Origin of the sequence: Paenarthrobacter sp. R1 (assembly GCF_030264015.1) — a bacterium.
Classification (GTDB): domain Bacteria; phylum Actinomycetota; class Actinomycetes; order Actinomycetales; family Micrococcaceae; genus Arthrobacter; species Arthrobacter ureafaciens.
Genome location: NZ_CP127115.1, coordinates 2,820,147 through 2,842,527, shown reverse-complemented (window position 1 = coordinate 2,842,527; position 22,381 = coordinate 2,820,147). Strand labels below are relative to the sequence as shown.

Here is a 22,381-nt window from a genome sequence, read left to right as displayed (position 1 = left end):
AGACTCCTGTCAGGGAGAAGGCCGTAGCCGAGTCCGGCCGTCCGCCTGGAGGGCGAACGGCCGGACGTGGGCCCGGGTGGTTACTTGGCTCCGGCCGACTCGATTGCCGCCTGCATGTCGGAGATCGCCGAATCAACGGTCTTCTCACCCTTGAGTGCTGCGTAAGCGTTGTCCTGGACAGCCTTGGTGACGGCCGGGTAGAACGGCGTTACGGGACGCGGCACGGCGTTCTCGATGGACGTCTTCAGCACCGGCAGGTAAGGCAGCGCGGTGACAAGTTCCTGATCGTCATACAGCTTGGTCAGCACCGGGGCGAGTGAACCCTGGGTGGCGTAGAACCGCTGGGTCTCTTCGCTGGTGATGAACTTGATGAAGTCAGTAACCGTTGCCTTGTTCTTGGAGTAGACGCTCATGGCAATGTTGTGGCCGCCCAGCGAGGAAGCGCCAGGGCCGTCCTTGCCGGGAAGCGGAGCCATCTTGAAGGTGTCCTTCACGGTGGAGGAACCATCAGTCTTGGCCAGGTTGTAAACGTACGGCCAGTTGCGGTGGAAGAGGAGCTTGCCGGCCTCGAATGCCTGGCGTCCCTGCTCTTCCTGGAAGGTGATGGCCTCGGTGGGGATGTTGCCGTCCTTGTAAGCCTGTACCAGGTTGTTCAGGCCTGCCTTGGCCTCGGCGGAGTTAACCGCGGCCTTGCCGGAATCGTCAACGATCTTGCCGCCGGCAGAGTTGATGGCCTCCGCGGCGTTGACCGTAAGGCCCTCGTACTTCTGGAACTGACCGGCGTAGCAACCGATGTTGTTCTGCTTGGCGATGTCGCACATCTGCATCATCTCGTCCCACGTCTTGGGCGCATTGGGCACCAAGTCGCCGCGGTAGTAGAGGATGCCGCCGTCAGAGCTTTGCGGGGCTGCATAAAGCGTGCCGTTGTAGGTGGCGCTCTTGACCGTCGACTCCAGCATGCCGTCGGTTGAGATAGCCGTCTTGTCCTTGAGCGGCTGCAGCCAACCCTTGGCAGCAAATTCGGCTACCCAGATCAGGTCAACGCTCATGACGTCGTAGTTCGGGTTCTTTGCCTGGAAGTTCTGGACGAGGTCATCATGCTGCTGGTCAGCCTGGTCCGACTGCTCCTTGAACGTTACTTTCTCGTCCGGGTGCTCGGCGTTCCACTTTTCGATCAGGGGCCGAACAACGTTGCTGTTGTCCTTGCCTTGTACGTAGGTGATCGGCCCACGGCCGTCAAGGTTGTTGGCCGCGTCGCCGCTTGCACCGCCGCCGCCGTTGGTGCTTCCGCCCCCGCCCCCGCCGCCACATGCAGTGAGGGACATAGCCAAGACTCCGGCGATCGCTGCCGGAAGAAGGTACTTCTTCGATTTCATGCTGGGAACTCCTCAGTGAGTGGACCAGGTGATTTCCGCGGTGCGGTTGATGTGGTGAGCCTCACACTAGCGAGGTGCCCGTATCGAATGCAAGCGCTTACACCTAAGTTAATCACACTGATACCAAGCAACCTGCCTATTTAGTTTTTTGGTATCTTCCCGGGCGTGATTTAGCACCCTGGACGGCCCTTGATCCAGGCATTGAAGCGGCCCCTCGATTTGATTGCCCATGGTTGCCTATGGAACAGTGGGAAGTGTGGATGAACTCGAAGCACTGCAAACCATCGGACGACTCATCAAGGAAGAGCGGTTGGCCCAAGGGATAAGCCAGGTGCAATTAGCCAAGCAGGCCGGTACTGCCATCAAGACCGTCAGGACGCTGGAGTCGGGCACCCGCCGGACCCAGGAGATCAATCAGCGCAAGCTGGAGAACGCCCTGGGGTGGCGTGCCGGGTCGGTTTCGGAGGTCCTCAAGGGCAAATCCACCTTCGCGCCGGACCAAATCACTCCCGACGACATGCGGACCACTGACGGTTCCCGGCAGGCATCCAGCCCACGGATGGCCGTTCCGGCAGCCTCGAACGCCCGGGCCTCGCACCTCTCCGACGAGGAACTCCTGGCTGAACTGACGTACCGGATGATGCAACGCAACAGGGGCTGACCCGGCAAGGCTGGCTCTCCGCGGGGGCTACAGCGACTTGCGGCGCACCATCTCGTTGATCCAAACGGGTGCAAAAGGCGACGTGCAGTTGGGCGGAGTCGGGTAGTCCTTCAGGACCTCCAGGCGTTCGCCGATGTCCAAGGCCCGGGCGCGGTGCTCCGGGTGTTCGATGCCGATCTGGGCGAGGCACTGGTTCATGGCCCACTGCAACCGGTCCGGAACGCCCTTCATGCGTGCCTCGATGATGTCCAAGAGACTTTCCAAATCCAGGCCTTCAGGTTTCTTGACGACGCGCTCGGAGGTCAACGCCCACCCGGCACTTGCCACCACAGGATCCGGGTCAGCGAACCAGGCGCTGCGGAGGTCCTCGGCGTGCGGGCTCTTCTTCACCACATAGTTCACGAGCCAGTCCTGCACCTTGGGAGTGCGGGATTCCCGCAGCATCCGGTCCAGTTCCCCGCGGTCAAAAGCCTTCGGCCGGCAGATCAACAATGCCAGCAACCGGGCCGCGGTGTCGCCGGTAGCCCATAGCTCCCGGGCAAGATCCTGTTGGGTCTTCAGCCGCTTTGCAACGGCCCGCAATTTGCTGAGATTTACCCCGTGATCGTCGCCGTGTTTCACATTGACTTCGCGGTGCCTCGGTTCTTCCAGCGCAGCCAACTCTGCCATGACATCGGACAACACCGGGGCGTCGGGAACGGTTTTAGCCGCTGTTCCAGCGGAACTCACAGCCATCGGAACCTCCTGTCTACCTGGCCGCCAAACTTAGGGAATGCCCCGGTAACGCTTCACCCAGGCGACGTGGGGCAGGGCAACTCGGGGCAAGATTCAGCGCACGCGCTCAGCCTTGGTGAACTTAGCGCGTGCTCCGGAAACCATGTGGACCAAGACAGGCGTCTTCTTGCCGATCACAAGGTCCAACGCCTCAACCATCTGCGAGATCTCCGCGGCCAGAAGGTGCGGAGCAACCCCTTGCCTCGGTTGAACCCGGATGCGCAGACCCGGCTGCCCCTTGTACTCGTAGGTGGCAACCGAGGCCCCGGCAAGGTCCGGACGGTCCGACAACGCGGCCCGGAGTGCCTGCTCAGCCACGCCACCGCCGATCCGGACTTCGCCTGCAACCTGGCTGTCGTCGTCGTCGCCGGCTACCAACAGGTTGGCCCGTCCCTTGCCCTGCTGCGCAAGCCAGGCGACCATCCCCACGATCACCACAACGAGCACCAAGCCCGCCACAATCCAGAGCCAGCTCTCCTCGCGGCCAGGGAAGCGCGTCCGCCGGAAGGCATCCTCAGTTCCGGCCCACACGGATCCGGCCCAGCCGTGCCACCACTCGGCGACCGCCGGGACGGTGGCCAACAGCACCAGCAGCACGCCGATAGCCAACAATTTCGCACCGATAATGAAGAGCAGGATGCGGTTCAGGGCCCGGGGTGTTCCGTTCATGCGCCGATCACCCCCGAGGTGCCCAGGTTAACCCGGACGGCGGGCATGGGCACGGGAGACATTTCCTCCAACTCAGCTTGGACAGCGGCAAGGACGGCTTCCTCGCTGACCCTGCTGCCCGACGTCGGACGCACATTAACCACCACCAGGCGCTGCGAGACCACCACCATCACTTGTTCCTGGGTGACGTTCGCTGCCAGCCGCGCGCGGCGCGCCAGGGCGGAGGCCAGCACCTCATCATCAACGACGACGGCGATCCTCGGGTCCCGTAACAGGTGCCTGGCGCGTCGGCCGGGAAGAACTGCGTGGAGGAAGAAGTACAGGCCCACCATGGCGACAACTGCCCCGCCAGCGCCCAGGAGGAGTGGAGAGATGCCGGCGGGAAGTGCGATGATGCGTTCGGCTGCCGTACCGGGATCGACCAGCCACGGCGGTTGGCCTACTGCGCGAACGCCCGCTTCCAGCAACGCGTAGACACACAGCAGAATCACCAGCACGGCTGCGATTCCCGACGCACCGGCCCTCGATGAGTGCGTTTCCCTCCGCAGGATTTGGCTCATTGTTGCGTCTTCACCGGCTACAGGCGGTGTTTCCGGGGGTTGGTTTGCCAGCGTGGGCGCTTCCGTTTCCTGATCCTGGGTCACTTGACCCGGCCCCCTTCCGTGACGTGGGCTCCGCTGATCCTGATGTCCACACGGCTCAGCTGCGAGCCGCTGAGCCGCATGACACTGTCCAGGATGCTCGCTTTGGCGGCGACTGCCCGGTCCCAGATGGAACCGCCGAACCCTTGGACCCGCTGGGGTTGGCGAAGAACTTCGCTTAAGGCGGGGACGCTGATCGGTGCCACGATGGACAAAGCCAGCAGGCCGTCGTCGTCCGCCCAATCAGCGCGGATGTCCGACGCAGGGACGCCGAGAGCCTCGGCGGCCGCCGCCTGCGCCAACGATGTCAGAGCCTGGGTGCTGATCCGGTTGTGGCCGGCCAGGCTGGTGGTGGTTTCCACAGCCTCAGCCACGCTCATGAGGAGGAGCGCCGGCCGGTGATGGCATCGAGGACGCTGCGGAGATCCAACTTGCCGTCAGCTGCACGCCCCAAGAGGGCACCAATGCCCATGAACAGCAGCGAAATGACAAATCCCCAGAATCCGAACTGGAATGACATGAACGCCACGAAAGCGCCAATAGCGATACCCACAACTGTCATGCTCATTGGAGTACCTCCTTATCCACCGTGACCGCCTTGGCAGTGGTTGGTTTTTGTGGCGGGGCTATATAGACGTCCGTGATTTCAACGTTGACCTCTATGACCTGCAGGCCCACCAGTTCCTCGACCGCACGGTATACAGCCGCGCGTACCTGGTTGGCTACGCCGTGGAGCGGGTGCCCGTAGAGGGCCACCAGGTTGATGTCCACAGCCACTTGGGTTTCGCCCACTTCGGCGCGGACGCCGGCGGCGTGGTCCGAGCTGCCCACGGCATCACGGATGGCACCGAGCGCACGGGAGGGACCTGAGCCCAAGGAGTACACGCCCGGCACCGCGCGGGCGGCGATGCCGGCCACTTTGGCGACGGCGGCCTCGGAGATGATGGTGCGGCCCGTACCGGGAATGGCGCCTTCAGGCACGGGATTCATCTGGACGTTGTGATCGGGCACGTTGTGTTCCGGCACGCTTTGACCGGGCACGCTCTGGTCTGGCATGAGCACTCCCCTTCTCTTGGATACCACCCTAGCGCCTGCCCCCGACGCTTTGTGAGAGAAGTATGTGCGCGGCGCCTCTACTTGCAGTTCTTGTCCATCCAGTGCTCGATCGGCTTCAAAAGCTCCTCGAATTCCGGCTCCCCGAATTTGCTGAAATCACTACCTGCAGATTCCGTGTAATCACGCAGCTTTTCAAATGCCGGCTTCAATTCCCCGGGCACCTTGTCCTCCAATTGGGACAATTCCTGCCGGGCCTTCTGCAAGTCATCGGGATTTCCACCCGCGAGTGCCGCCAACGGCAGGAGCGTCACGCTGAGCATGGTGGCGCTGACTGCCAGGCATGCCTCGGACAACGACGAGAACTGGCCGTAGTTCCCGTCCACCCCGGGGCCCGTAGCACTGGCCTCCGCAGAGGGCACAGCAGAGGGCGCCGCAGAGGGCAGGTCAGCCGCCGGCGCCGGACTGGACGCGGCAGACTCCGCGGCCGCAGGAGTTCCCTGCGGAAGGGGTAGGGGGATGGCGCACGCCCCGAGCGCCATGGCCGCTGCCACCAGAATCCCCGCCAGCGTGGACTTGGCGGTTTCTAACGAACGTCGCAACAGGTCGTCTTTTGAACCTAGCAGTCCGGCGAGCTCTTCGAAGACCAGTTCTACTGGCTTGCCACTCCGGAGATCGAAGGTCTTGCTAACTGCGGACCCCGCTAGTTAGTACGAGCCCTTCTTCGTTATCCACACGCGGACGTCACAGGTCCGGGCTGTGCTGTCGCAGCGTCAGTCTCCGCTGATGTGTTCTGAGGTCTTTGGATCCTTGATGTCTAGGCCGATGATGTGGGTTTTGGTCCAATTGGCCAGCAGCTGCAGTCGGTCGTCGGATGGCGATCCGGCTTCCGCGGAGAAGACGAGCATTTGGAGGTTGTGGTCTGCGATGAGGTCCAGTCCAAGGTAGGTCAGATCCAGGTCTCCGACGACGGGGTGGTGAAGACTCTTTAGGCCTGTGCGGTGCTCGCGGACGTCGTGCGCTCCCCAGAGTTTGCGGAAGAGGTCGCTGCGGGTTGAGAGTTCACCAATCAAGTCGCTCAGTTGTCGGTCGTAGGGTGAACGCCCAGCTTCAACGCGAAGAAGGGCGACGATCTGGCGGCAGTTGGCTTCCCAGTCCTGGTAGAAGGATTGGGCGCGGCCGTCAAGAAAGACGAAGCGAGCGGCGTTAACGGACTTCGGTGAGTCCTCAAACATCTCTGAGAACAGTGCCCGACCCAGCTGGTTGGTGGCCACGGCGTCCAAGCGACCGTTCTGTACGAACACAGGAACGGTCGACATCGCATCAATGGTCTGCTGGAGAGCGGGATTGACCTGGGAGTTGCGTGCCGGGCGGCGGCGTTGTGGATGTGCGCCTGCATTGGCGGTCTTGACGAGCTCGTAGAGATGCTTGTGCTCGGCCTCGTCCAGTTGGAGGGCGCGGCTGACCCCATCAATCACCGACTCCGAAACACCCTTGGCGTTGCCGCGTTCGAGACGTTTGTAGTACTCAACGCTCATGCCGGCCAGGAGAGCGACTTCTTCGCGCCGTAGCCCTGGAACGCGGCGGCGTCCGCCGTAGTCAGGCAGGCCTACTCGTTGCAAGTCGAGTTTGGCCCGACGCGTGACGAGGAACTTGCTGAGGTCGTTCTGGTTCTCCATGGAGTTGAAGGTACCGCACCTCACGGCCTCTATAGGGTCTCTGTCAGGGAACCCATAGGTGGGGTCTCGTTAGCCTCGGCGATGCCCTGTTGACTTGAATCAGCAGCCGCCCCGACCGGGCCGGCTAAGACCTGAGAGAGGCATCATTATGAGCAACGTTTGGTTCATCACAGGAGCTGCCCGCGGCATGGGAGTCGACCTGGCCAAAGCCGCACTCGACGCCGGCCACCGTGTGGTCGGCACCGCACGCGACGCCGCCAAAGTCACCGCCGCTCTTGGCGAACACGAGAACCTTCTCGCCCTATCCCTGGATATCACCGACGCGGCGGCCTCCGCTGCCGCAGCGGAGGCCGCCGTCGAACGCTTTGGCAGCGTTGACGTTCTGGTCAACAACGCCGGAAACTTCTACGCCGGCTACTTCGAAGAAATCAGCGACGAGCACTTCCGGGCGCAGATGGAAACCAACTTCTTCGGCCCGCTGAACGTCACACGTGCGATCCTGCCGGTGATGCGCAAGCAGCGCAGTGGCCACGTCATCACCATCACCTCTGCCGCCGGGATCATCGGCCAGGAGTTCTGCGCCGCCTACGCGGCCTCAAAGTTCGCTCTTGAAGGGTGGATGGAATCCCTCCAGTACGACGTCCAGCCCTACGGCATACACACCACCATCGTCGAGCCCGGCTTCTTCCGCACCGAACTCCTCGTCGAGGGCGCTTCCTCCATCTGGCCCGAACTGTCCATCGATGACTACGCCGAGCGCACCACCCAGACCATCGCTGCGTGGAAGAGCATGAACGGCCAGCAGGGTGGAGACCCTGCCAAGCTCGGCGCCGCTCTCGTCACGATCGCCGACCTGGAGACCCCTCCCTTGCGGTTCGTCGCCGGAGCAGACGTCGTCGCCGGAGTCGAGCACAAGGCTCAGCAGCTCCTCGACCAGGTCGCGGCCCACCGCGACCTGTCCTCCGCCATGGCCCTCGAAAACGCTTAGGAAATCATGAAAAAATCACTGGCTCTGATCTCCCTGGCGGCTACGGCCGCGATCGCCCTCGCAGGATGCTCCGCACCTGCAGCCGAGACCACCACCGCATCTCCGACCACCACGGCTATCGCGGCCACACCCTCCGCCACCACCGATTCCCCGGCTCCACCCGAAGCATCCACGGACGGGACCCCAATCACCATCACCGCCGGTGACGTCGTGGTGACCGCGACCCTCAACGACAGCCAAGTCGCCCAAGACTTCGCAGCTACGCTCCCCGTGACGTTGCCCTGGTTCCGCAATGCCGGCATCGAGTACATCACCGAGCTCCCCGCCCCGATGACAGAAACGGGTCCGTTCTACACCGACGTGCAGCCCGGAGACATCGTCTACTACAACCCGCTCGACAGCATCACCATCATCTACGAGGAGACCAGCTCAGTCCCTACACTCACGAAAATGGGTGAAATCACCTCAGACCTGAGCGTTTTCGAAAGCCTCCCCAACGACGTGGACATGCGCATCGAGCGTAAGTAGATCCCCATGCCTTAGACGCAGTCAGCAACCGGACCAGAGTCGGGCACTTACCCATGCGAGGGAACGCCCAGCAATGGACCGGTTGCTGCTGCCTGTTGGAGCCTGAAACAGGCCTCGGCGCTGGACCAATCTAAGACGGCCCTGGGTCGGCTATTGATCTCATCGACGGCTAAATGGATCGCCGGTGACCCTACAGCGCTCAGGTCCTGCCCTTTTCGGAAGTACTGGCGTAATAGTCCGTTGGCGTTCTCGTTTGAGGCGCGTTGCCATGGGCTGGCTGGATCACAGAAGTACACAAGCGTTCCCAACGCTGATGTGACCCCGGCGTGCTTAGCCATCTCCGAACCCCGATCCCAAGTCAACGTCCTACGCATGCAGGCCGGCAACACCCCGAGAGCTTCAATGAGCTGGTCCCGCATATTCTCTGAGCGATTGCCTGGCCGGAGCGCGAACGCGATCAGAAAGCGCGAGGTCCGCTCAACCAACGTGACAATAGCGGATCTATTTGCCTTGCCCATGATGAGATCTCCCTCCCAATGACCAGCCTCTTCTCGCTTGGCAACGTGGGCTGGGCGGTCTCCGATCTTGAGGGCGTCCGCGATGTACTGGCGTGGCTTCACCTTGGTCCGCGCCCGTGGTTGACGACTGAACTTTCCCGAACGCAGCAACCGAGCAGGGCCTGACGGGACAGGACGAATGCTCAGCTGGTAAAGCGCGCGGTAAATCGTCTCGTGTACCAAATGCCGGTGAGCTTCGCCCGGAAACCGAGACTTCAGCGCCTGGCAAACCTGCTGTGGACTCCATCGTTTCGACAGGCACGCCACAACGTAACGGCGCAGCTCCTCGTCCTTGGCCAGCTTAGTTAGGCGAGGTCTTGGACGTCGTTTCTGCGCCAGCTTCTGAGCGCGGAATGGATGATAACGCCTGGAATCCGGCCTGTTCCGGGCTAGCTCCCTGCTGATGGTCGATGGTGAACGCCCGAGCTTCCGGGCTATGGAACGCAGGCTTGCCCGAGCCAGCAACTGATCGGCAATGTAGATGCGCTCGTCTTCTGACAAGTAGCGGCTGGATACAGCCGCCGCAGGAATTGCCTTACGTGGCCGCGGATCCAAACCTTGCTGCACGAGTCCTTGAACGCCGTTGCGTCCGTTCAACCAACGAAGGCCTGTGTTGGGGTTGATCCCAAGAATCCTGCATGCTGCCCGGTTGGAGAGCCCATCTTTCATGAGCTGAACATACAAGGGCCGCTTCTCAATCAAGCCCGGAGGCCCCATTTTCCTCGACTGGCGCGTCGAACTACGCATGAATAAACACCACTTTCAGTAGGTGTTGCGACGTTCGTTAGAAACCGCCCTTTCTTGAACGGCTCGTTGCGGCCATGATGCACCCCGTTTGGACTATTGCGATGACGAGCAGGCGAGGGCAAGACTACGCCCGACGCCCCGCCCTGAACAGAGTCCGAGTTATCCACATATGGGAAATTTCGCCGTGATTCCATCGGGGGCTGCTGCCTAGACTGGCCGACACTACGCCAACCTGCTTCCGGGGGATTCTGCATGCCATACCGCCCAACCGATTCGTTCGCCCCTGCCCGCCTTCGCGGCGCCGGCCTTGCGCTGGCCGCGGCGCTGTTGCTGACGGGCTGCCAAGGCGGCACACCCTCCCCACCAAACACGACGACGGCGGAACCCACCTCCAGCGCTACGCCGACCGGCGCTCCTGCACCCGGAGCGTCTGAGTCCGGGGCAGCTGGCGCTCCTTCCGCAGGCCAGTACAAGCCGGCTGACGCGAAAGGCAAGGCCGAGAACGTACCCGTGCCCGTCATGCCTGAGCTGGCGAAGGAGAACTCGAAGGAGGGGCTGGAGGCGTTTATCCGGCACTGGTACGCGCAGCAAAACTACGCCGCAGAAAGTGGAGAAACTCAACGATGGGCAGAGTCCTTCGAACCAGGATGCCGTGCATGCAACAGGATATTGGAAGGTATCACGGACAGTCACAGAGGCGGCCGGTGGTTGGTTGGCGGGCGAATTACCCTCCCAGCTATAGAACCGATTTCGAACGGCGGTGGAGCAAGCCAACTAGTGAGGGTGCAAGTCGTCCAGCAAGAGATTGACTACTTCAATGCTGATGGAAGCGTCGGCAGGGCCTCCGAAAGCTCCACCAATTCAGCTTTCGAGCTAACAGCCGCGTACAGCGACGAATGGAAAGTAGTTGACCTTGCTCTCATCCGCTAAGTCGCGCCCAGCGCTGCTCTGGCTTATGGTTTCAATTCTCTTTCTAGCTGCGATATCGCTGGAGGCGCCGGCCCGAGCCGATACAGGTAACTGGGCAGGAACGAATAACGCGACTGGGACGCTGGACGTGGGCCGAACGACCACCATCGATGCTTCGACCGGCCAGTTGGCGTCTCAGCTTTCCAGCGGAAACGGAGCCGCTGCTGCATCCGAGGACCCGAACCAGTACATGGCCGATACCCACTGCCGCGCCGACGGGCCAGACACCGTGGACCCCGGCTGCCTCACCCTCGCCTGCCCACCATCACCCAACGGCGCCACCGGCACACCCGTGATCTGGAAAGAAGCCCCCAAAGCCATCACCAACCCCGGCTGGACCGACTGGATCCCCGTCACCGGCCCCACCTGCCTCTACGGCCCCGAACCCCACAACATCCTCGACGACATCGCAGCCCGCATCCTCACCGACTTCCGCCAACTACCCCTCAACCCCGGAACCCTCACAACCCAACCCTTCCCCAACACCCTCATCGGGGCACCCACCAACTTCTACGCCACCACCACACCCCAAACCTTCAACCTCACCATCCTCGGACAAAACGTCCACCTCACAGCCACCCCCACCACCTACACCTACACCTACGGCGACGGCCAAACCCTCGGACCCACACCCACCACCGGCCACCCCATCCCCGACACCCAATGGCTCACCACCACCACCCAAACCAGCCACACCTACACCACCACCGGCAACTACCCCGCAACACTCACCACCACCTACACCGGCACCTACACCGTCAACAACGGCCCACCCCTACCCATCAACGGAACCCTCAACCTCACCACCACACCCCAAACCATCCACGTCTGGAAAACCGAAACAGCACTCGTCGCCGACACCTGCGAACAAAACCCCCACTCCTGGGGCTGCCCCGGCACCAACGACTAAAACCACCAACCCGGGCACCAGAAACACAGCCGCACCGCCACCACCCACATCGACGGCAAAACCCACCCAACTCGAAGGAAAAACGCACACTGCGGCATCAAAGAAGGTCGCAACGGCACAGCCAAGAGACAAATGAGGTTGCACAATTCATAAGCATGCTTACAATGGGACACCGGAGCCGCATCGGCTCACCCATACTTCGTGAAGGAGCGCAGCCATGGCAACGGATTACGACGACCTTCGCCCGGAGGTCAAAGAAGCCCAGGAACAGTCGCTGGAAGCCTTGCAGACAGCAAGCGCCCCCACAGCAATGACTGCCGTCCTTGAGGTGGAAGAAAGCGATGAGCCGGACTCAAGCACACCGGCAGGCGAGTTCATCGCCGAGGAGCTGGTAGTCGCCGTCGTTCCGCCTCAGGAGGACGAATTCACGTGTTCCTCCTGCTTCCTGGTTCACCACCGGTCGCAGATCGCACGCGAAAAGGGCGGACAGTATTACTGCACGGAATGTGAAGGCTGACCACCGGACTTCACATCACCGCAGCATGGGCAGGCTTATGGGCCTGGGAACAGGGACCTCCCGCCCCAAGCCCGCGAAGGTGGTCCGGGCCAAGGCAACATCGTTGACGCATACTCCGTCCACACCCAGACTGACTGCGTTCGCAATCTGCTCCGCCGTGACCAAAGTCCACGGGTATACCTTCAGCCCGGCAGCGTGCGCCTGAGCCACGAGCTTTTCGTCCAGGAGGTTGACCTCGGGGGCCACTGCCTCTGCCCCGGCGGCGAGCGCAGCTTCGATCAGCGCGTAAGTGTCGGACGGGTACAGGCCCGGGTCCGGAACCACAGGGTAGCGGCACAGCGCCACCCTGGGAACACTGGGAATCTCCTCCCCCATGGCCTTGATGACGAGGGGATCGAAGCTGCGCACACGAAGCGCCTGCCCGGACTCGTGAACCCTCAGGATGTTGGCCAGCCACCACACGATCGAATGGCTGTATTCCCGCCCCTTCGCTCGATCGGTTTTGACCTCTATGTCCAGGACAACGTCGTCCGCGCCTGCGAAACGCATCAGCGCCAAGAGCTCTTCCAACGTGGGAGTCCTTGCCTCAGCGCCGACGCGATGGACGGCCTCGGGCAGCACTTCCACGGCAGCATCCCGAAGTCGGCCATCACGAATGTCGCGTCCATTGACGATGGAATCGTGACGGAGCGCCAGTTGGCGATCAGAGGTAAGCCAGATGTCCACTTCGATGGCGTCAACGCCAAGTGTCAGTGCCTCGACGAAGCTGGCCAAGGTGTTCCCGTGTTGCGTTGCAAGGACACCCCTGTGGCCCTGGATTTCTATCATGAAGTGATTCCTTGTGTGGGTTGAAGGTTGCAGCTACTCGGCGTCATCGACGATGGACACCTCGGTGACCGCTGCGAGTTGCGAAAGCCTGCTGACGACGTTCGACGCGGCCATGGTGCCTTCGATCTCCAGTTCGATCTCAATGGACCCGGTGGTCGAGGCGTCCTCATGCTTCATTAGTCTTTCCACCACGCGTTTCGTTTCGTCGGAGGCCCTGATGGTCGCAAAACCCTGGACGCGGAACCCTTCCTCCGTGCACGTGGTGAGGACGTCCCGCAAAGCCCCAACGCCGTCGTCGTAAGTCACTCGGAGGACCCACTGCTGCGGGAGTCCGGAGCGCAACTTGGCCGATAGAACCGGGTAGGCATAAACGATGAGGAAATGGGCGGCCGTTACGAAGACCGCGGGAAGCGCCAATCCGGCGCCGGCCGACGTCCCCACGGCGGCCGTAATCCAAATCGAGGCCGCGGTGGTGAGGCCTCGTACTTGGTTCCTCCGGACGAACACGAGCCCGGCCCCGATGAAACCGATGCCGGAAACGACCTGGGCCGCCAACCTCGACGGGTCCAGCCTGACAAGGTCAGCCATCAAGACATCGCTAAAACCATATTTGCTGACCACCATGAAGAGGGCAGCACCCAGACCGACCATTGCGTGGGTCCGCATTCCGGCCGATTTATTCTTGCTTTGGCGTTCAAACCCGATAGCCGTGGATAGAACCAACGCCACCGCGAGCGCCACACACATCTGCCACCATTGCGTATCCCCATCAAAGATCAAGCCGTTGCTCCAGTTCCAGTTCTGCGCTTGGGAGTCCCCAACAGCCCATGGTCAGCTCGGGATCCCTGGGGCGGGGACACCGAAGACCATGAACAAAGTCCTCAAGCTTTCCGGCATTGCCGGTCCATTCTGAGCGGAGGTCTGGAACTCTCGCTCGGGCTGCCCGATCGGGCAGTGCAGGATATTTGTAAGGACGTTAGCACAAGTCACGCAAGCGGCACTTCCGAGCTATTGCGTTGGGACAGTCTGGGCGGTAGGTTAGCAGCAGAAGTAAGGCAGATTGTCAGGTCAACCGCCCAAAGACCCGATCAGCCACGATGAGCGTTGCCCCCAGACAACATGACTAAGAAGTCAGAGGTCTGTGGTGAGCGCTGTAGGCACCAATCGTCCGGAGACTGCCCGGGAGCCAAGCAACCCCGGCATGCGAAGCCCGTCCGGTGGACGCGGAGAACCGCCCGGCCTCAAGCGGAACAGCCGGTGGAACAGACGCACACGCCGGGACGCATGGTTCTTTATCCTGTTCGCCGCACCCAACGTAGCCCTGATCCTCCTCTTCACTTACAGACCCCTGCTCACGAATTTCTATTACTCCACCCTGGACTGGACGCTGGGAGCAGCAACCGCCACAAACGTGGGGTTTGCGAACTACGTCGAGTTCTTCTCATCGGCTGATGCCGCAAACGTCCTGGGAACCACGGCAGTATTCACCGCCACGACGGTAGGTGGCGCCATGGCGCTCGGCCTGGTGGTGGCGCTCGTCTTGAATCAAAAGCTGAAGGGCAGGACCTTCGCCCGGGCAGTTGTCTTTGCCCCCTATGTCCTTTCGGGCGTCGGGGTCGGATTGGTTTGGCTCTTCATTTTCGATCCGACCTACGGAGCATTGTCCTGGCTCCTCCGCTCCGTGGGGCAGGCGAGTCCTCAGTGGGTCAACGACCCCAAGCTGGCGCTGACGATGGTCATCATCGTTTACGTCTGGAAAAACCTGGGCTACTGCGCCGTCGTTTACTTGGCCGGGTTGCAGTCCATCCCGCCCCAGCTGATGGAAGCGGCCGCCCTGGATGGGGCCTCGAGCCTGCGCCGGTTCTGGACGATCGTGGTGCCCCTGCTTTCTCCCACTACGTTCTTCCTGCTGATTACATCCCTGCTGAGCTCGCTTCAGGCGTTCGACATCATCCGGATCATGACGCCATCGGGCAATGGCACCAGCACGCTCATCTTCGATTCCTATCTCCAAGCCTTCGGGTCATATAACCGGGCAGGCTACTCCGCGGCCATTTCGGTGGTCCTGTTCGCAGGTCTGCTGGTCATGACGGCTGTGCAACTCCGGTTAGTGGAACGAAAGGTTCACTACTCATGAGCACTACTCCCGTTCAGCCCCTTCCAGCCGATGCAAAGCCTTTGTCCTGGCGGAACCTTGGCCGGACGATTGCCACTGGTTACGTACCACTCGCCCTCGCCACCCTTGTGGTATTCGTTCCTCTCCTGTGGATGATGCTCTCGTCGTTGAAGGCACCGGGAGAAATTGTCACCACCGAACTGGCTCTCCTCCCAAAAGAGCCAAGCTTCCAAAACTATGCGGAGGCCACGTCCACCGTTCCCTTTCCGAGGTTCTTCCTCAACAGCGTGATCGTGACGGCAATCGGCTCAACGGTGAAGTGTGTACTGGCCATCTTCACCGCCTACGCGCTGGTCTTCATCCGCTTCCCCTTCAAGAGGGTGATCTTTCTCCTGATCCTGGTCGCATTGATGGTTCCGCCGCAGGTAGCCGTGCTGCCCAACTACGTCCTGATCGCCGGCATGGGCGGACTGAATACTTACTGGGGAATCATTGTTCCCTCCCTGGGCACAGCCTTTGGCACATTCCTGCTGCGCCAGCACTTCCTTACACTCCCGCCGGCCATTCTGGAGTCTGCGGAAATCGACGGGGCCGGGCATTGGCGCAAGCTCTGGAAGATCGTGGTTCCAGTCTCGATGCCCAGCATCGCCACGGTCGCGCTGGTCACGATCGTGGCCGAGTGGAATGAGTACATCTGGCCGCTGATCGTCACTGACCACCCGGACATGATGACACTGCCAGTGGGGCTGACGCAGCTCGTCAACAGCGAAGGAAGCACCCAGAACTGGGGCATGCTCATGGCCGGCTCGGTGATCGTCCTGCTGCCGATCCTGATCGTCTTCGCTGCGCTCCAGAGGTACATAGTGTCCGGCCTGACGCAGGGCTCTGTAACCGGCTAACGCTCCGTTCGAACTTGCCATCAACTTTTCAGCACCCAATGAAAGGCACCTATCGTCATGTCCACTACATTCACCCGCAAGCAGTTTCTCACCGTAGCCGGCGCGGGCCTCGGCACCCTGGCATTGGGAGCTTGCGCCGGCCCCTCAACGGATGGCGGCGGTCCGGACACCAAAGCCGTGGCGGTGGACTGGTCTACCATCAAGCCGGCCAGCAGCATCAGCTACATGTCCAGCCACCCGGGCAAGTCCCGGGATACGGAGCTGCTGCTGATCGAGTCATTCCAAAAAGAAAACCCCGGAATCACAGTAAACCTCGTTACCGGTGGGGCGAACTATGAAGAGGTTGCCCAGAAGTTCCAGACCTCGCAAGCAGGCAACGACGTCCCCGATGTTCTGCTCGCATCGGACGTCTGGTGGTTCCGGTACGCACTCTCGGGTGCGATTCTGCCCCTCAACGAACTTCTGAAGGCCACCAACACTGACATCTCCGGTTATGTCCCTGGACTGGTCAGCGACTATGAGTACGACCAGAAACAATGGGCCATCCCTTACGCCCGCTCCACTCCGCTCTTCTATTTCAACAAGGACCATTTCAAGGCAGCCGGGGTACCCGAAGGGGCTCCGGCTACCTGGGAAGAATTCGCGGAGTGGGCACCGAAGATCAAAGCCGCCAACGCTTCCGCGTCCGGCTACCAGAATGCCTACCAGTACCCTGCGATTGCGGGGTACGCGGGCTGGACACTCCAGAACCTCCTGTGGGGACGCGGAGGTGCGTGGTCCAAGGAGTGGGAAATCACTGCCGACTCCGAGGAATCAGTCGCTGCCATGCAGTGGGTGCAGGATTCCATCATCAAGGACTCATGGGCAGGCGTTTCCTCCAAGAATGCCCTCACCGACCTCCAGGCCGGCGCGGTCAGCGCAACGATCAGTTCCTCGGCCGACCTCGCCACCGTCATGAAAGCCTCGAAGGAGTCCGCCATGCGCATCGGTGTGGGCGTCCTCCCCGGCGGAGACGTCAGCAAGTCTCCGGTATCACCAACCGGCGGGTCCGGGCTGGTCATTGCCAGCAAATCCACCCCTGAGCGTCAACTCGCAGCCGCCATGTTCATCGCCCACGTCACCAATGCCGGGAATACTGCCAAACTGTCCGCTGCCACGGGGTACGCACCGGTTACCCAAACCGCGGACGTTTCGGCAATCCTCGCCCAAACGCCGGAGTTCCAGGTGGTTGTTGACCAGCTCAAGCAGACCCGGAACCAGGATTACGCCCGCACCTTCCTGCCGGGTGGGGACCAGGAGCTGGCCAAGGCAGCGACCAAAATCATGAACGAGAAGGCCGACGTGAAAACCACCATGTCGGAACTCAAAGCATCCTTGGAATCGATCTACAACAAGGACGTGAAGCCGAAGCTGAAGTCCTGACGACGGCGACGTCGGCACCCGGCCGGGTGCCGACGTCGTAATCTCTGCACCGCAGAACCCAGACCGTAGAATGCCTGCATGAGTAGCATGCAACAGATCGACCATGGCCAATCCCTGACGGTTCAGGTCACCAACATGCTGCGTGCAGCCATCACTTCCGGCGAGATGGGCCCGGAAGAACACTTCTCGGCAATCGGATTGGCGGAGAAGCTGGGAGTCTCCCGAACGCCGGTCCGGGAAGCGCTTCAATTGCTCGAAAAAGAGGGAATCGTCCGCATCGAGAAGAACCGCGGTGTGCGGGTGCTTCAGATGTCCTTGGATGAGATCGTGCAGATCTTCCAAATCCGCATCATCCTCGAGCCGCCTGCGGCAGCCCGCGCGGCGGAGGTGGCCACCGACGAAGATTTGGCCAACTTCCGAACCCTGCACGGCCGTATCCTTGACGCTGCCGCCCGCGAGGACGGGCCGGCAACTTTACAGGCTGACAAGGACTTTCACCTGTTCCTGATGGAGCTCGCGGGCAACCCCCGCCTGTTGGCCTTGGACGGCGAACTACGCAATATGGTGCTGGCCCATGGGCTGGTCACTATCCCGTCGGCCCGAAGCAGCCAGGACCTGGCCTGTGACCGCAAGGACATCCTGGCCGCGTTGGAGCGCAGGGATCCCCGGGCAGCAGCCGGAGCCGTACGGGACCATGTCACCCGGACCGCTCACTTGTTGATCAGCGGGGTCTGCGCCCGGACGCCTGGCCTGTCAGCAGACCAGTACCTCTCTCAGCTCGAGCAGCTCACCAAATTCTCCCGCTGACTCCACGGGTATTTACAGCTTTCCGAAAGTGCCCTACAGTTGCATGCAACCTCAGTAGCATGCAACATACAAGCGAAAGGATGCGAAGTGGCATCCCCCAGCTCCTCCGAGTCCCCCCTGAGCCAACCGCTGGCCGGAATCCGGATCGCGGATTTCTCCCGTGTGTTGGCAGGTCCCCTGTGCACCATGATGCTGGCGGACTTTGGCGCCGAGGTCATCAAGATCGAAAGCCCGGCCGGCGACGACACCCGGGCATGGGTACCGCCCGTGGACCATCACGGACGGGGAACGTATTTTGCCAGTGTCAACCGAAACAAGCGATCGGTGGTCGTGGATCTTAATACGGACGACGGCCTGGCTTACGCCCGCGAACTGACTGCGGAATGCGACGTAGTGGTGGAGAACTTCCGGCCGGGCGTCATGGCCAAGTTTGGGCTGGACTACCAGACCTTGTCCGCCGGGCGGCCCGACCTGGTGTACTGCTCCATCTCCGGGTTTGGAACGGGCGCCGGATCCGCACTCCCCGGGTACGACCTCCTCGTCCAAGCGCTCGGCGGCCTGATGAGCATCACCGGGTCGCCCGAGACGGAACCGACCAAAGCCGGCGTCGCACTGGTTGACGTACTCACCGGACAGAACGCCTTGACGGGCATCCTCATGGCACTGCGCGTCCGTGACACCACCGGCCACGGTCAGGAAGTCCACGTCAATCTGCTCTCATCGCTTCTTGCCGCTTTCGTCAACCAGGGAACAGCAACGCTCGCTACTGGGAACTCCCCGGCCCGCATTGGCAACGCACACCCAAGCATCGCCCCCTATGAAACTTTTCGGACCAGAGACGGCCTGCTTGCCATCGCGGTCGGCAACAACAGGCAGTTCGGTGCGTTGACTGAAGCCCTTGGGTTGAACAGCCTGACCGAGGACCCCCGCTTTCGCACCAATGAACTTCGGGTGGCATCACGCGTCCCCTTAAAGAGGATCCTCGAACAGGCACTGGAAACTGATTCCGCCGCTCATTGGCAGGCCAAGCTTCTCGAAGCCGGGGTACCGGCCGGCAAAGTCAATGACATCGGCGAAGCTTTGGCGCTCGGTCACTCCCTGGGTCTTGAACCTTCCGTTCATTTCACGGACCCAATCACCGGCCGCTCATCAGTCCAACTGGCCAATCCCATCCGTTTGTCCGCTTCCCCCGCCACGTACCGGCAGGCACCGCCCACCCTTGGTGAACACCAAGGCAGCACCTTCATTTCCATTTCCCCGAACACGAGAGGTTCCGCATGAACAGCATCAGCGATCTGATTGACTTCGATTCCTTGCTCACCCCGGAAGAACGGAAGCTGCGGGACAGAGTGCGCGCCTTCGTGGACGCGGACATCAGGCCGAACATTGCGCAATGGTACGAATCGGCCACTTTCCCGTTGGAGATAGTTCCGGAACTCGGTCGGCTGGGCCTGTTGGGAATGCATTTGCAGGGCTACGGCTGCGCCGGGGGCTCCGCGGTCGATTACGGATTGGCAGGCGCCGAACTCGAGGCCGGCGACTCCGGCCTACGGACCTTCGTCTCAGTGCAGGGCTCGCTGGCCATGAGTGCCATCTACAAGCACGGTTCCGAAGAGCAGAAGCAGGAGTGGCTGCCCGCCATGGCCAAGGGCGAAGCAATCGGCTGCTTCGGACTGACCGAGCCCACCGCCGGCTCCGACCCCAGCGGCATGAAGACCTTTGCGCGTCGCGACGGAAACGACTGGGTCCTTAACGGCTCCAAGCGCTGGATCGGCCTGGCATCGGTAGCCCAGGTTGCTGTTATCTGGGCCCAGACCGAAGAAGGCATCAGGGGGTTCGTGGTTCCCACGTCCACCCCGGGCTTTACCGCGACGCCGATCGAGCCGAAGCTGTCCATGCGCGCCTCCATCCAATGCGACATCGATCTGGTGGACGTGCGCCTGCCCGAGTCCGCGGTGCTGCCGAACGTGGTGGGGTTGAAGGGTCCTTTCAGCTGCCTTAACGAAGCACGCTACGGGATCATTTGGGGTGCCATGGGCGCGGCCCGTGATTCTTTCGAGGCCGCCCTGGCCTATTCACAGGAGCGCTTGCAGTTCGACAAGCCCCTTGCGGGCTACCAGCTCACGCAGCAGAAGCTGGTGGACATGGCGCTGGAAATCAACAAGGGCTTCCTGCTCGCGCTGCACCTTGGCCGGAAGAAGGACGCCGGAACCTTGCAGATCGACCAGATCTCCGTGGGCAAGCTCAACAACTGCCGCGAAGCCATCAAGATCGCCCGCGAGGCCCGGACCATCCTTGGCGGCAACGGCATTACCTTGGACTACTCACCGCTGCGGCACGCGAACAACCTGGAGTCGGTCCGCACTTACGAGGGCACCGACGAAGTGCACACCCTCATTCTCGGCAACAAGCTGACCGGCATTCCCGCCTTCCGCTGACAGGCTGCGGGTTACCGGCGGACAACTGACTGGGAGATGCTCGACGGCGGCGCCCGGCCACCGGAACAAAAGGCCGGGACCGCCGCTGCCGTAGCCCATAAGACATAGGGCCAATGCGGCAACGAAATTCCCCAACGCAAAAACCCCGCTATTTCCAAAGTCCTGACGACTGGAAATGCGGGGTTCTAGCTGGTGGCTCCGACCGGCGTCGATCCGGTGACCTTTCGATTTTCAGTCGAACGCTCTACCAACTGAGCTACAGAGCCTAGGTGACATGTCACCTTGAGAACCGGAATTCCTTCCGGCGCTCAGAGCGACCCTGACGGGACTTGAACCCGCGACCTCCGCCGTGACAGGGCGGCGCGCTAACCAACTGCGCTACAGGGCCTTGCTTTGCGGTATCTCTACCGCGCTTTGCAGTATCTCTACCGCGTTTTTTTCAAGGCTTCCAGCCTACCAGACTTTTTCAGTCCGATTTACCACTTACCTTGCGTACCCCCAACGGGATTCGAACCCGTGCCGCCGCCGTGAAAGGGCGGTGTCCTAGGCCGCTAGACGATGGGGGCCTGAACTCAATTCGAACTCGCAGCAGAAGACAACGCTTTATGCGTTCTTTTCCGCTCTCGCTCGTCCGAACTGGACTCTAAAACCTTAGAGCATGGATGGCGATAATCCAAAATCGAGAGGAGCGTGACCTCGGACACGTCCAAAAACAGCGCACAGGACATTGGCAGTTTTTTGCTCTGACGCGTCCGAAATCCGCCAGCCCCACGGTCGGATGCCGCGCTAGATTTGCCCTATGACAACCCCCACCCCGGCCGGATCCGGCCAGCCCTCCGGCGACCAGGAGCGCAGCATCCCCGCGCCGGTCGCCGCGGCAACCATCAGCAAAGCCGGCATAGCCGCCGTCGTGGTCACCGTAGTCCTGTGGGCTTCGGCTTTCGTCGGCATCCGGGCGGTCGGCCCCAGCTTCTCCCCCGGCTCCTTGACGTTGGGACGCTTGGCCGTTGCCGCCGTCGTGCTTGGACTGGTGGTGCTGCCGACGCTGAAGGTGTGGCCGAAAGGCCGCCAGTGGCTGCCTATCGCAGCCTACGGGGTGATGTGGTTCGCCGGCTACAACGTGGCGCTGAACGCCGCCGAGCACATGCTCGACGCCGGTACCAGCGCCATGCTGATCAACGTCTCACCGATCCTGATAGCGGTCATGGCCGGCTTCATCCTGAAGGAAGGCTTTCCGCGCTGGTTGCTGATCGGCAGCGCGGTGGCCTTTGGCGGGGTTGCGATGATCGCGTTGGGCTCCGGGCAACGGTCGACGGCGGACGTGGCCGGCGTGTTGTTGTGCCTGCTGGCCGCTGTGCTCGCGTCTGTCAGCGCCATCCTGCAGAAACCCGTCCTGCGCACGTTTACCGCGGGGCAGGCCACCTGGTTCGGCATCATGGTTGGCGCCGTGTGCTGCCTGCCCTGGACAGGCCAGCTCATCAGCGAAATTCAGTTGGCGCCGATGGCAGCCACGTTGGGCCTGGTCTACCTCGGCGTTTTCCCGACGGCGATTGCCTTCACCACATGGGCTTACGCGCTGTCCTTGATTCCTGCCGGAAAGATGGCCGCCACGACGTACCTCGTCCCGGGAACCACCATTCTTATTTCCTGGGCCGTCCTGCAGGAAGTGCCCACGATCTGGGGTTTGCTGGGCGGCGTGGTGTGCCTTTTCGGCGTAGCGCTGACCCGCAGGACCCCCAAGGCGGAGCGCACAACAGTACTGCGCGCGTCCAAGTCGAGGACGCGCGCAGTAAAAGGTTAGG

Annotated in this window: 25 protein-coding genes and 3 tRNA genes; 13 read left to right on the top strand and 15 right to left on the bottom strand. The window is 61.7% G+C overall.

Annotated features, from left to right (window positions below; genetic code table 11):
* Positions 1-80: 80 nt before the first annotated feature.
* The gene (locus QN084_RS13865; RefSeq protein WP_021471108.1) at positions 81-1,376 is read right to left on the bottom strand and encodes an ABC transporter substrate-binding protein; all 1,296 of its coding nucleotides are present in this window, start codon (positions 1,374-1,376) and stop codon (positions 81-83) included.
* A gap of 256 nt (positions 1,377-1,632) precedes the next feature.
* On the opposite strand from QN084_RS13865, the gene QN084_RS13860 reads away from it, so the two are divergent.
* Positions 1,633-2,037 (top strand): helix-turn-helix domain-containing protein, encoded by a 405-nt coding sequence (locus tag QN084_RS13860; protein ID WP_031216108.1) that lies wholly within the window; start codon positions 1,633-1,635, stop codon positions 2,035-2,037.
* 27 nt (positions 2,038-2,064) lie between these two features.
* Here the strand turns inward: QN084_RS13860 and QN084_RS13855 are convergent, their stop codons facing one another.
* From QN084_RS13855 to QN084_RS13820, 8 genes are all read right to left on the bottom strand, one after another.
* Positions 2,065-2,772 (bottom strand): DNA alkylation repair protein, encoded by a 708-nt coding sequence (locus QN084_RS13855; protein ID WP_021471110.1) that lies wholly within the window; start codon positions 2,770-2,772, stop codon positions 2,065-2,067.
* A 93-nt stretch (positions 2,773-2,865) separates the two neighbouring features.
* Entirely contained in the window at positions 2,866-3,480 is a 615-nt protein-coding gene (locus tag QN084_RS13850; protein WP_021471111.1) for a hypothetical protein, read from the bottom strand.
* Positions 3,477-4,124 carry a DUF6286 domain-containing protein gene (locus QN084_RS13845; RefSeq protein WP_021471112.1) on the bottom strand — a complete coding sequence of 216 codons (648 nt, stop codon included), beginning with the start codon at positions 4,122-4,124 and terminating at the stop codon, positions 3,477-3,479. The genes QN084_RS13850 and QN084_RS13845 overlap by 4 nt, the downstream gene beginning before the upstream one ends.
* Positions 4,121-4,501, bottom strand: coding sequence for a hypothetical protein (locus QN084_RS13840; protein ID WP_062094833.1), 381 nt, complete (start codon positions 4,499-4,501; stop codon positions 4,121-4,123). The genes QN084_RS13845 and QN084_RS13840 overlap by 4 nt, the downstream gene beginning before the upstream one ends.
* On the bottom strand, positions 4,498-4,689 hold the full coding sequence (locus QN084_RS13835; RefSeq protein WP_021471114.1) for a DUF2273 domain-containing protein: 192 nt from the start codon (positions 4,687-4,689) through the stop codon (positions 4,498-4,500). Before QN084_RS13835 ends, QN084_RS13840 begins: the two co-directional genes overlap by 4 nt.
* Positions 4,686-5,111: an Asp23/Gls24 family envelope stress response protein gene (locus QN084_RS13830; RefSeq protein WP_052474348.1), complete on the bottom strand. Its 426-nt coding sequence runs from the start codon at positions 5,109-5,111 to the stop codon at positions 4,686-4,688. The genes QN084_RS13835 and QN084_RS13830 overlap by 4 nt, the downstream gene beginning before the upstream one ends.
* Positions 5,112-5,254: 143 nt before the next feature.
* On the bottom strand, positions 5,255-5,776 hold the full coding sequence (locus QN084_RS13825; RefSeq protein ID WP_139126870.1) for a hypothetical protein: 522 nt from the start codon (positions 5,774-5,776) through the stop codon (positions 5,255-5,257).
* Positions 5,777-5,947: 171 nt separating this feature from the next.
* On the bottom strand, positions 5,948-6,853 hold the full coding sequence (locus QN084_RS13820; protein ID WP_069696076.1) for a helix-turn-helix transcriptional regulator: 906 nt from the start codon (positions 6,851-6,853) through the stop codon (positions 5,948-5,950).
* A 148-nt stretch (positions 6,854-7,001) separates the two neighbouring features.
* Here QN084_RS13820 and QN084_RS13815 point away from each other — a divergent pair, with 148 nt between their 5' ends.
* Positions 7,002-7,841, top strand: a complete 840-nt coding sequence (locus QN084_RS13815) for an SDR family oxidoreductase (RefSeq protein ID WP_069696077.1) — start codon at positions 7,002-7,004, stop codon at positions 7,839-7,841.
* A 6-nt stretch (positions 7,842-7,847) separates the two neighbouring features.
* Positions 7,848-8,369 (top strand): cyclophilin-like fold protein, encoded by a 522-nt coding sequence (locus QN084_RS13810; RefSeq protein WP_083261916.1) that lies wholly within the window; start codon positions 7,848-7,850, stop codon positions 8,367-8,369.
* A gap of 47 nt (positions 8,370-8,416) precedes the next feature.
* Here the strand turns inward: QN084_RS13810 and QN084_RS24080 are convergent, their stop codons facing one another.
* Positions 8,417-9,595, bottom strand: a complete 1,179-nt coding sequence (locus QN084_RS24080) for an IS30 family transposase (protein ID WP_168529475.1) — start codon at positions 9,593-9,595, stop codon at positions 8,417-8,419.
* A gap of 330 nt (positions 9,596-9,925) precedes the next feature.
* Here QN084_RS24080 and QN084_RS24075 point away from each other — a divergent pair, with 330 nt between their 5' ends.
* The 3 genes from QN084_RS24075 (at position 9,926) to QN084_RS13795 (ending at position 12,069) form a co-directional block, all read left to right on the top strand.
* Positions 9,926-10,603: a DUF6318 family protein gene (locus QN084_RS24075; protein ID WP_083261915.1), complete on the top strand. Its 678-nt coding sequence runs from the start codon at positions 9,926-9,928 to the stop codon at positions 10,601-10,603.
* Between the two features lie 127 nt (positions 10,604-10,730).
* Positions 10,731-11,552: a hypothetical protein gene (locus QN084_RS13800; protein WP_241650917.1), complete on the top strand. Its 822-nt coding sequence runs from the start codon at positions 10,731-10,733 to the stop codon at positions 11,550-11,552.
* A gap of 217 nt (positions 11,553-11,769) precedes the next feature.
* The gene (locus QN084_RS13795; protein WP_021471120.1) at positions 11,770-12,069 is read left to right on the top strand and encodes a DUF4193 domain-containing protein; all 300 of its coding nucleotides are present in this window, start codon (positions 11,770-11,772) and stop codon (positions 12,067-12,069) included.
* A gap of 15 nt (positions 12,070-12,084) precedes the next feature.
* On the opposite strand, the gene QN084_RS13790 is transcribed toward QN084_RS13795, so the two are convergent.
* Entirely contained in the window at positions 12,085-12,897 is an 813-nt protein-coding gene (locus QN084_RS13790; RefSeq protein ID WP_069696080.1) for a glycerophosphodiester phosphodiesterase, read from the bottom strand.
* Positions 12,898-12,930: 33 nt separating this feature from the next.
* The gene (locus QN084_RS13785) at positions 12,931-13,644 is read right to left on the bottom strand and encodes an MgtC/SapB family protein (RefSeq protein ID WP_062098959.1); all 714 of its coding nucleotides are present in this window, start codon (positions 13,642-13,644) and stop codon (positions 12,931-12,933) included.
* 454 nt (positions 13,645-14,098) lie between these two features.
* Between QN084_RS13785 and QN084_RS13780 the strand changes: the two genes are divergently transcribed.
* The 6 genes from QN084_RS13780 (at position 14,099) to QN084_RS13755 (ending at position 20,579) form a co-directional block, all read left to right on the top strand.
* Positions 14,099-15,034: a carbohydrate ABC transporter permease gene (locus QN084_RS13780; RefSeq protein ID WP_083261914.1), complete on the top strand. Its 936-nt coding sequence runs from the start codon at positions 14,099-14,101 to the stop codon at positions 15,032-15,034.
* Positions 15,031-15,912, top strand: a complete 882-nt coding sequence (locus QN084_RS13775) for a carbohydrate ABC transporter permease (RefSeq protein ID WP_062094824.1) — start codon at positions 15,031-15,033, stop codon at positions 15,910-15,912. Before QN084_RS13780 ends, QN084_RS13775 begins: the two co-directional genes overlap by 4 nt.
* A 57-nt stretch (positions 15,913-15,969) precedes the next feature.
* Positions 15,970-17,334, top strand: a complete 1,365-nt coding sequence (locus QN084_RS13770) for an ABC transporter substrate-binding protein (RefSeq protein ID WP_069696081.1) — start codon at positions 15,970-15,972, stop codon at positions 17,332-17,334.
* A gap of 78 nt (positions 17,335-17,412) precedes the next feature.
* The gene (locus tag QN084_RS13765; RefSeq protein WP_083261913.1) at positions 17,413-18,141 is read left to right on the top strand and encodes a GntR family transcriptional regulator; all 729 of its coding nucleotides are present in this window, start codon (positions 17,413-17,415) and stop codon (positions 18,139-18,141) included.
* Positions 18,142-18,228: 87 nt separating this feature from the next.
* Positions 18,229-19,422 carry a CaiB/BaiF CoA transferase family protein gene (locus QN084_RS13760; RefSeq protein WP_259362812.1) on the top strand — a complete coding sequence of 398 codons (1,194 nt, stop codon included), beginning with the start codon at positions 18,229-18,231 and terminating at the stop codon, positions 19,420-19,422.
* On the top strand, positions 19,419-20,579 hold the full coding sequence (locus QN084_RS13755; RefSeq protein ID WP_021471128.1) for an acyl-CoA dehydrogenase family protein: 1,161 nt from the start codon (positions 19,419-19,421) through the stop codon (positions 20,577-20,579). The genes QN084_RS13760 and QN084_RS13755 overlap by 4 nt, the downstream gene beginning before the upstream one ends.
* Before the next feature lie 190 nt (positions 20,580-20,769).
* Here the strand turns inward: QN084_RS13755 and QN084_RS13750 are convergent.
* From QN084_RS13750 to QN084_RS13740, 3 genes are all read right to left on the bottom strand, one after another.
* A tRNA-Phe gene (locus tag QN084_RS13750) sits at positions 20,770-20,845 on the bottom strand.
* 48 nt (positions 20,846-20,893) lie between these two features.
* Positions 20,894-20,967: transfer RNA gene (locus tag QN084_RS13745), tRNA-Asp, on the bottom strand.
* Positions 20,968-21,072: 105 nt separating this feature from the next.
* Positions 21,073-21,145, bottom strand: a tRNA-Glu gene (locus tag QN084_RS13740).
* 233 nt (positions 21,146-21,378) lie between these two features.
* Between QN084_RS13740 and QN084_RS13735 the strand changes: the two genes are divergently transcribed.
* Entirely contained in the window at positions 21,379-22,380 is a 1,002-nt protein-coding gene (locus QN084_RS13735; RefSeq protein ID WP_083261912.1) for a DMT family transporter, read from the top strand.
* Position 22,381 lies beyond the last annotated feature (1 nt).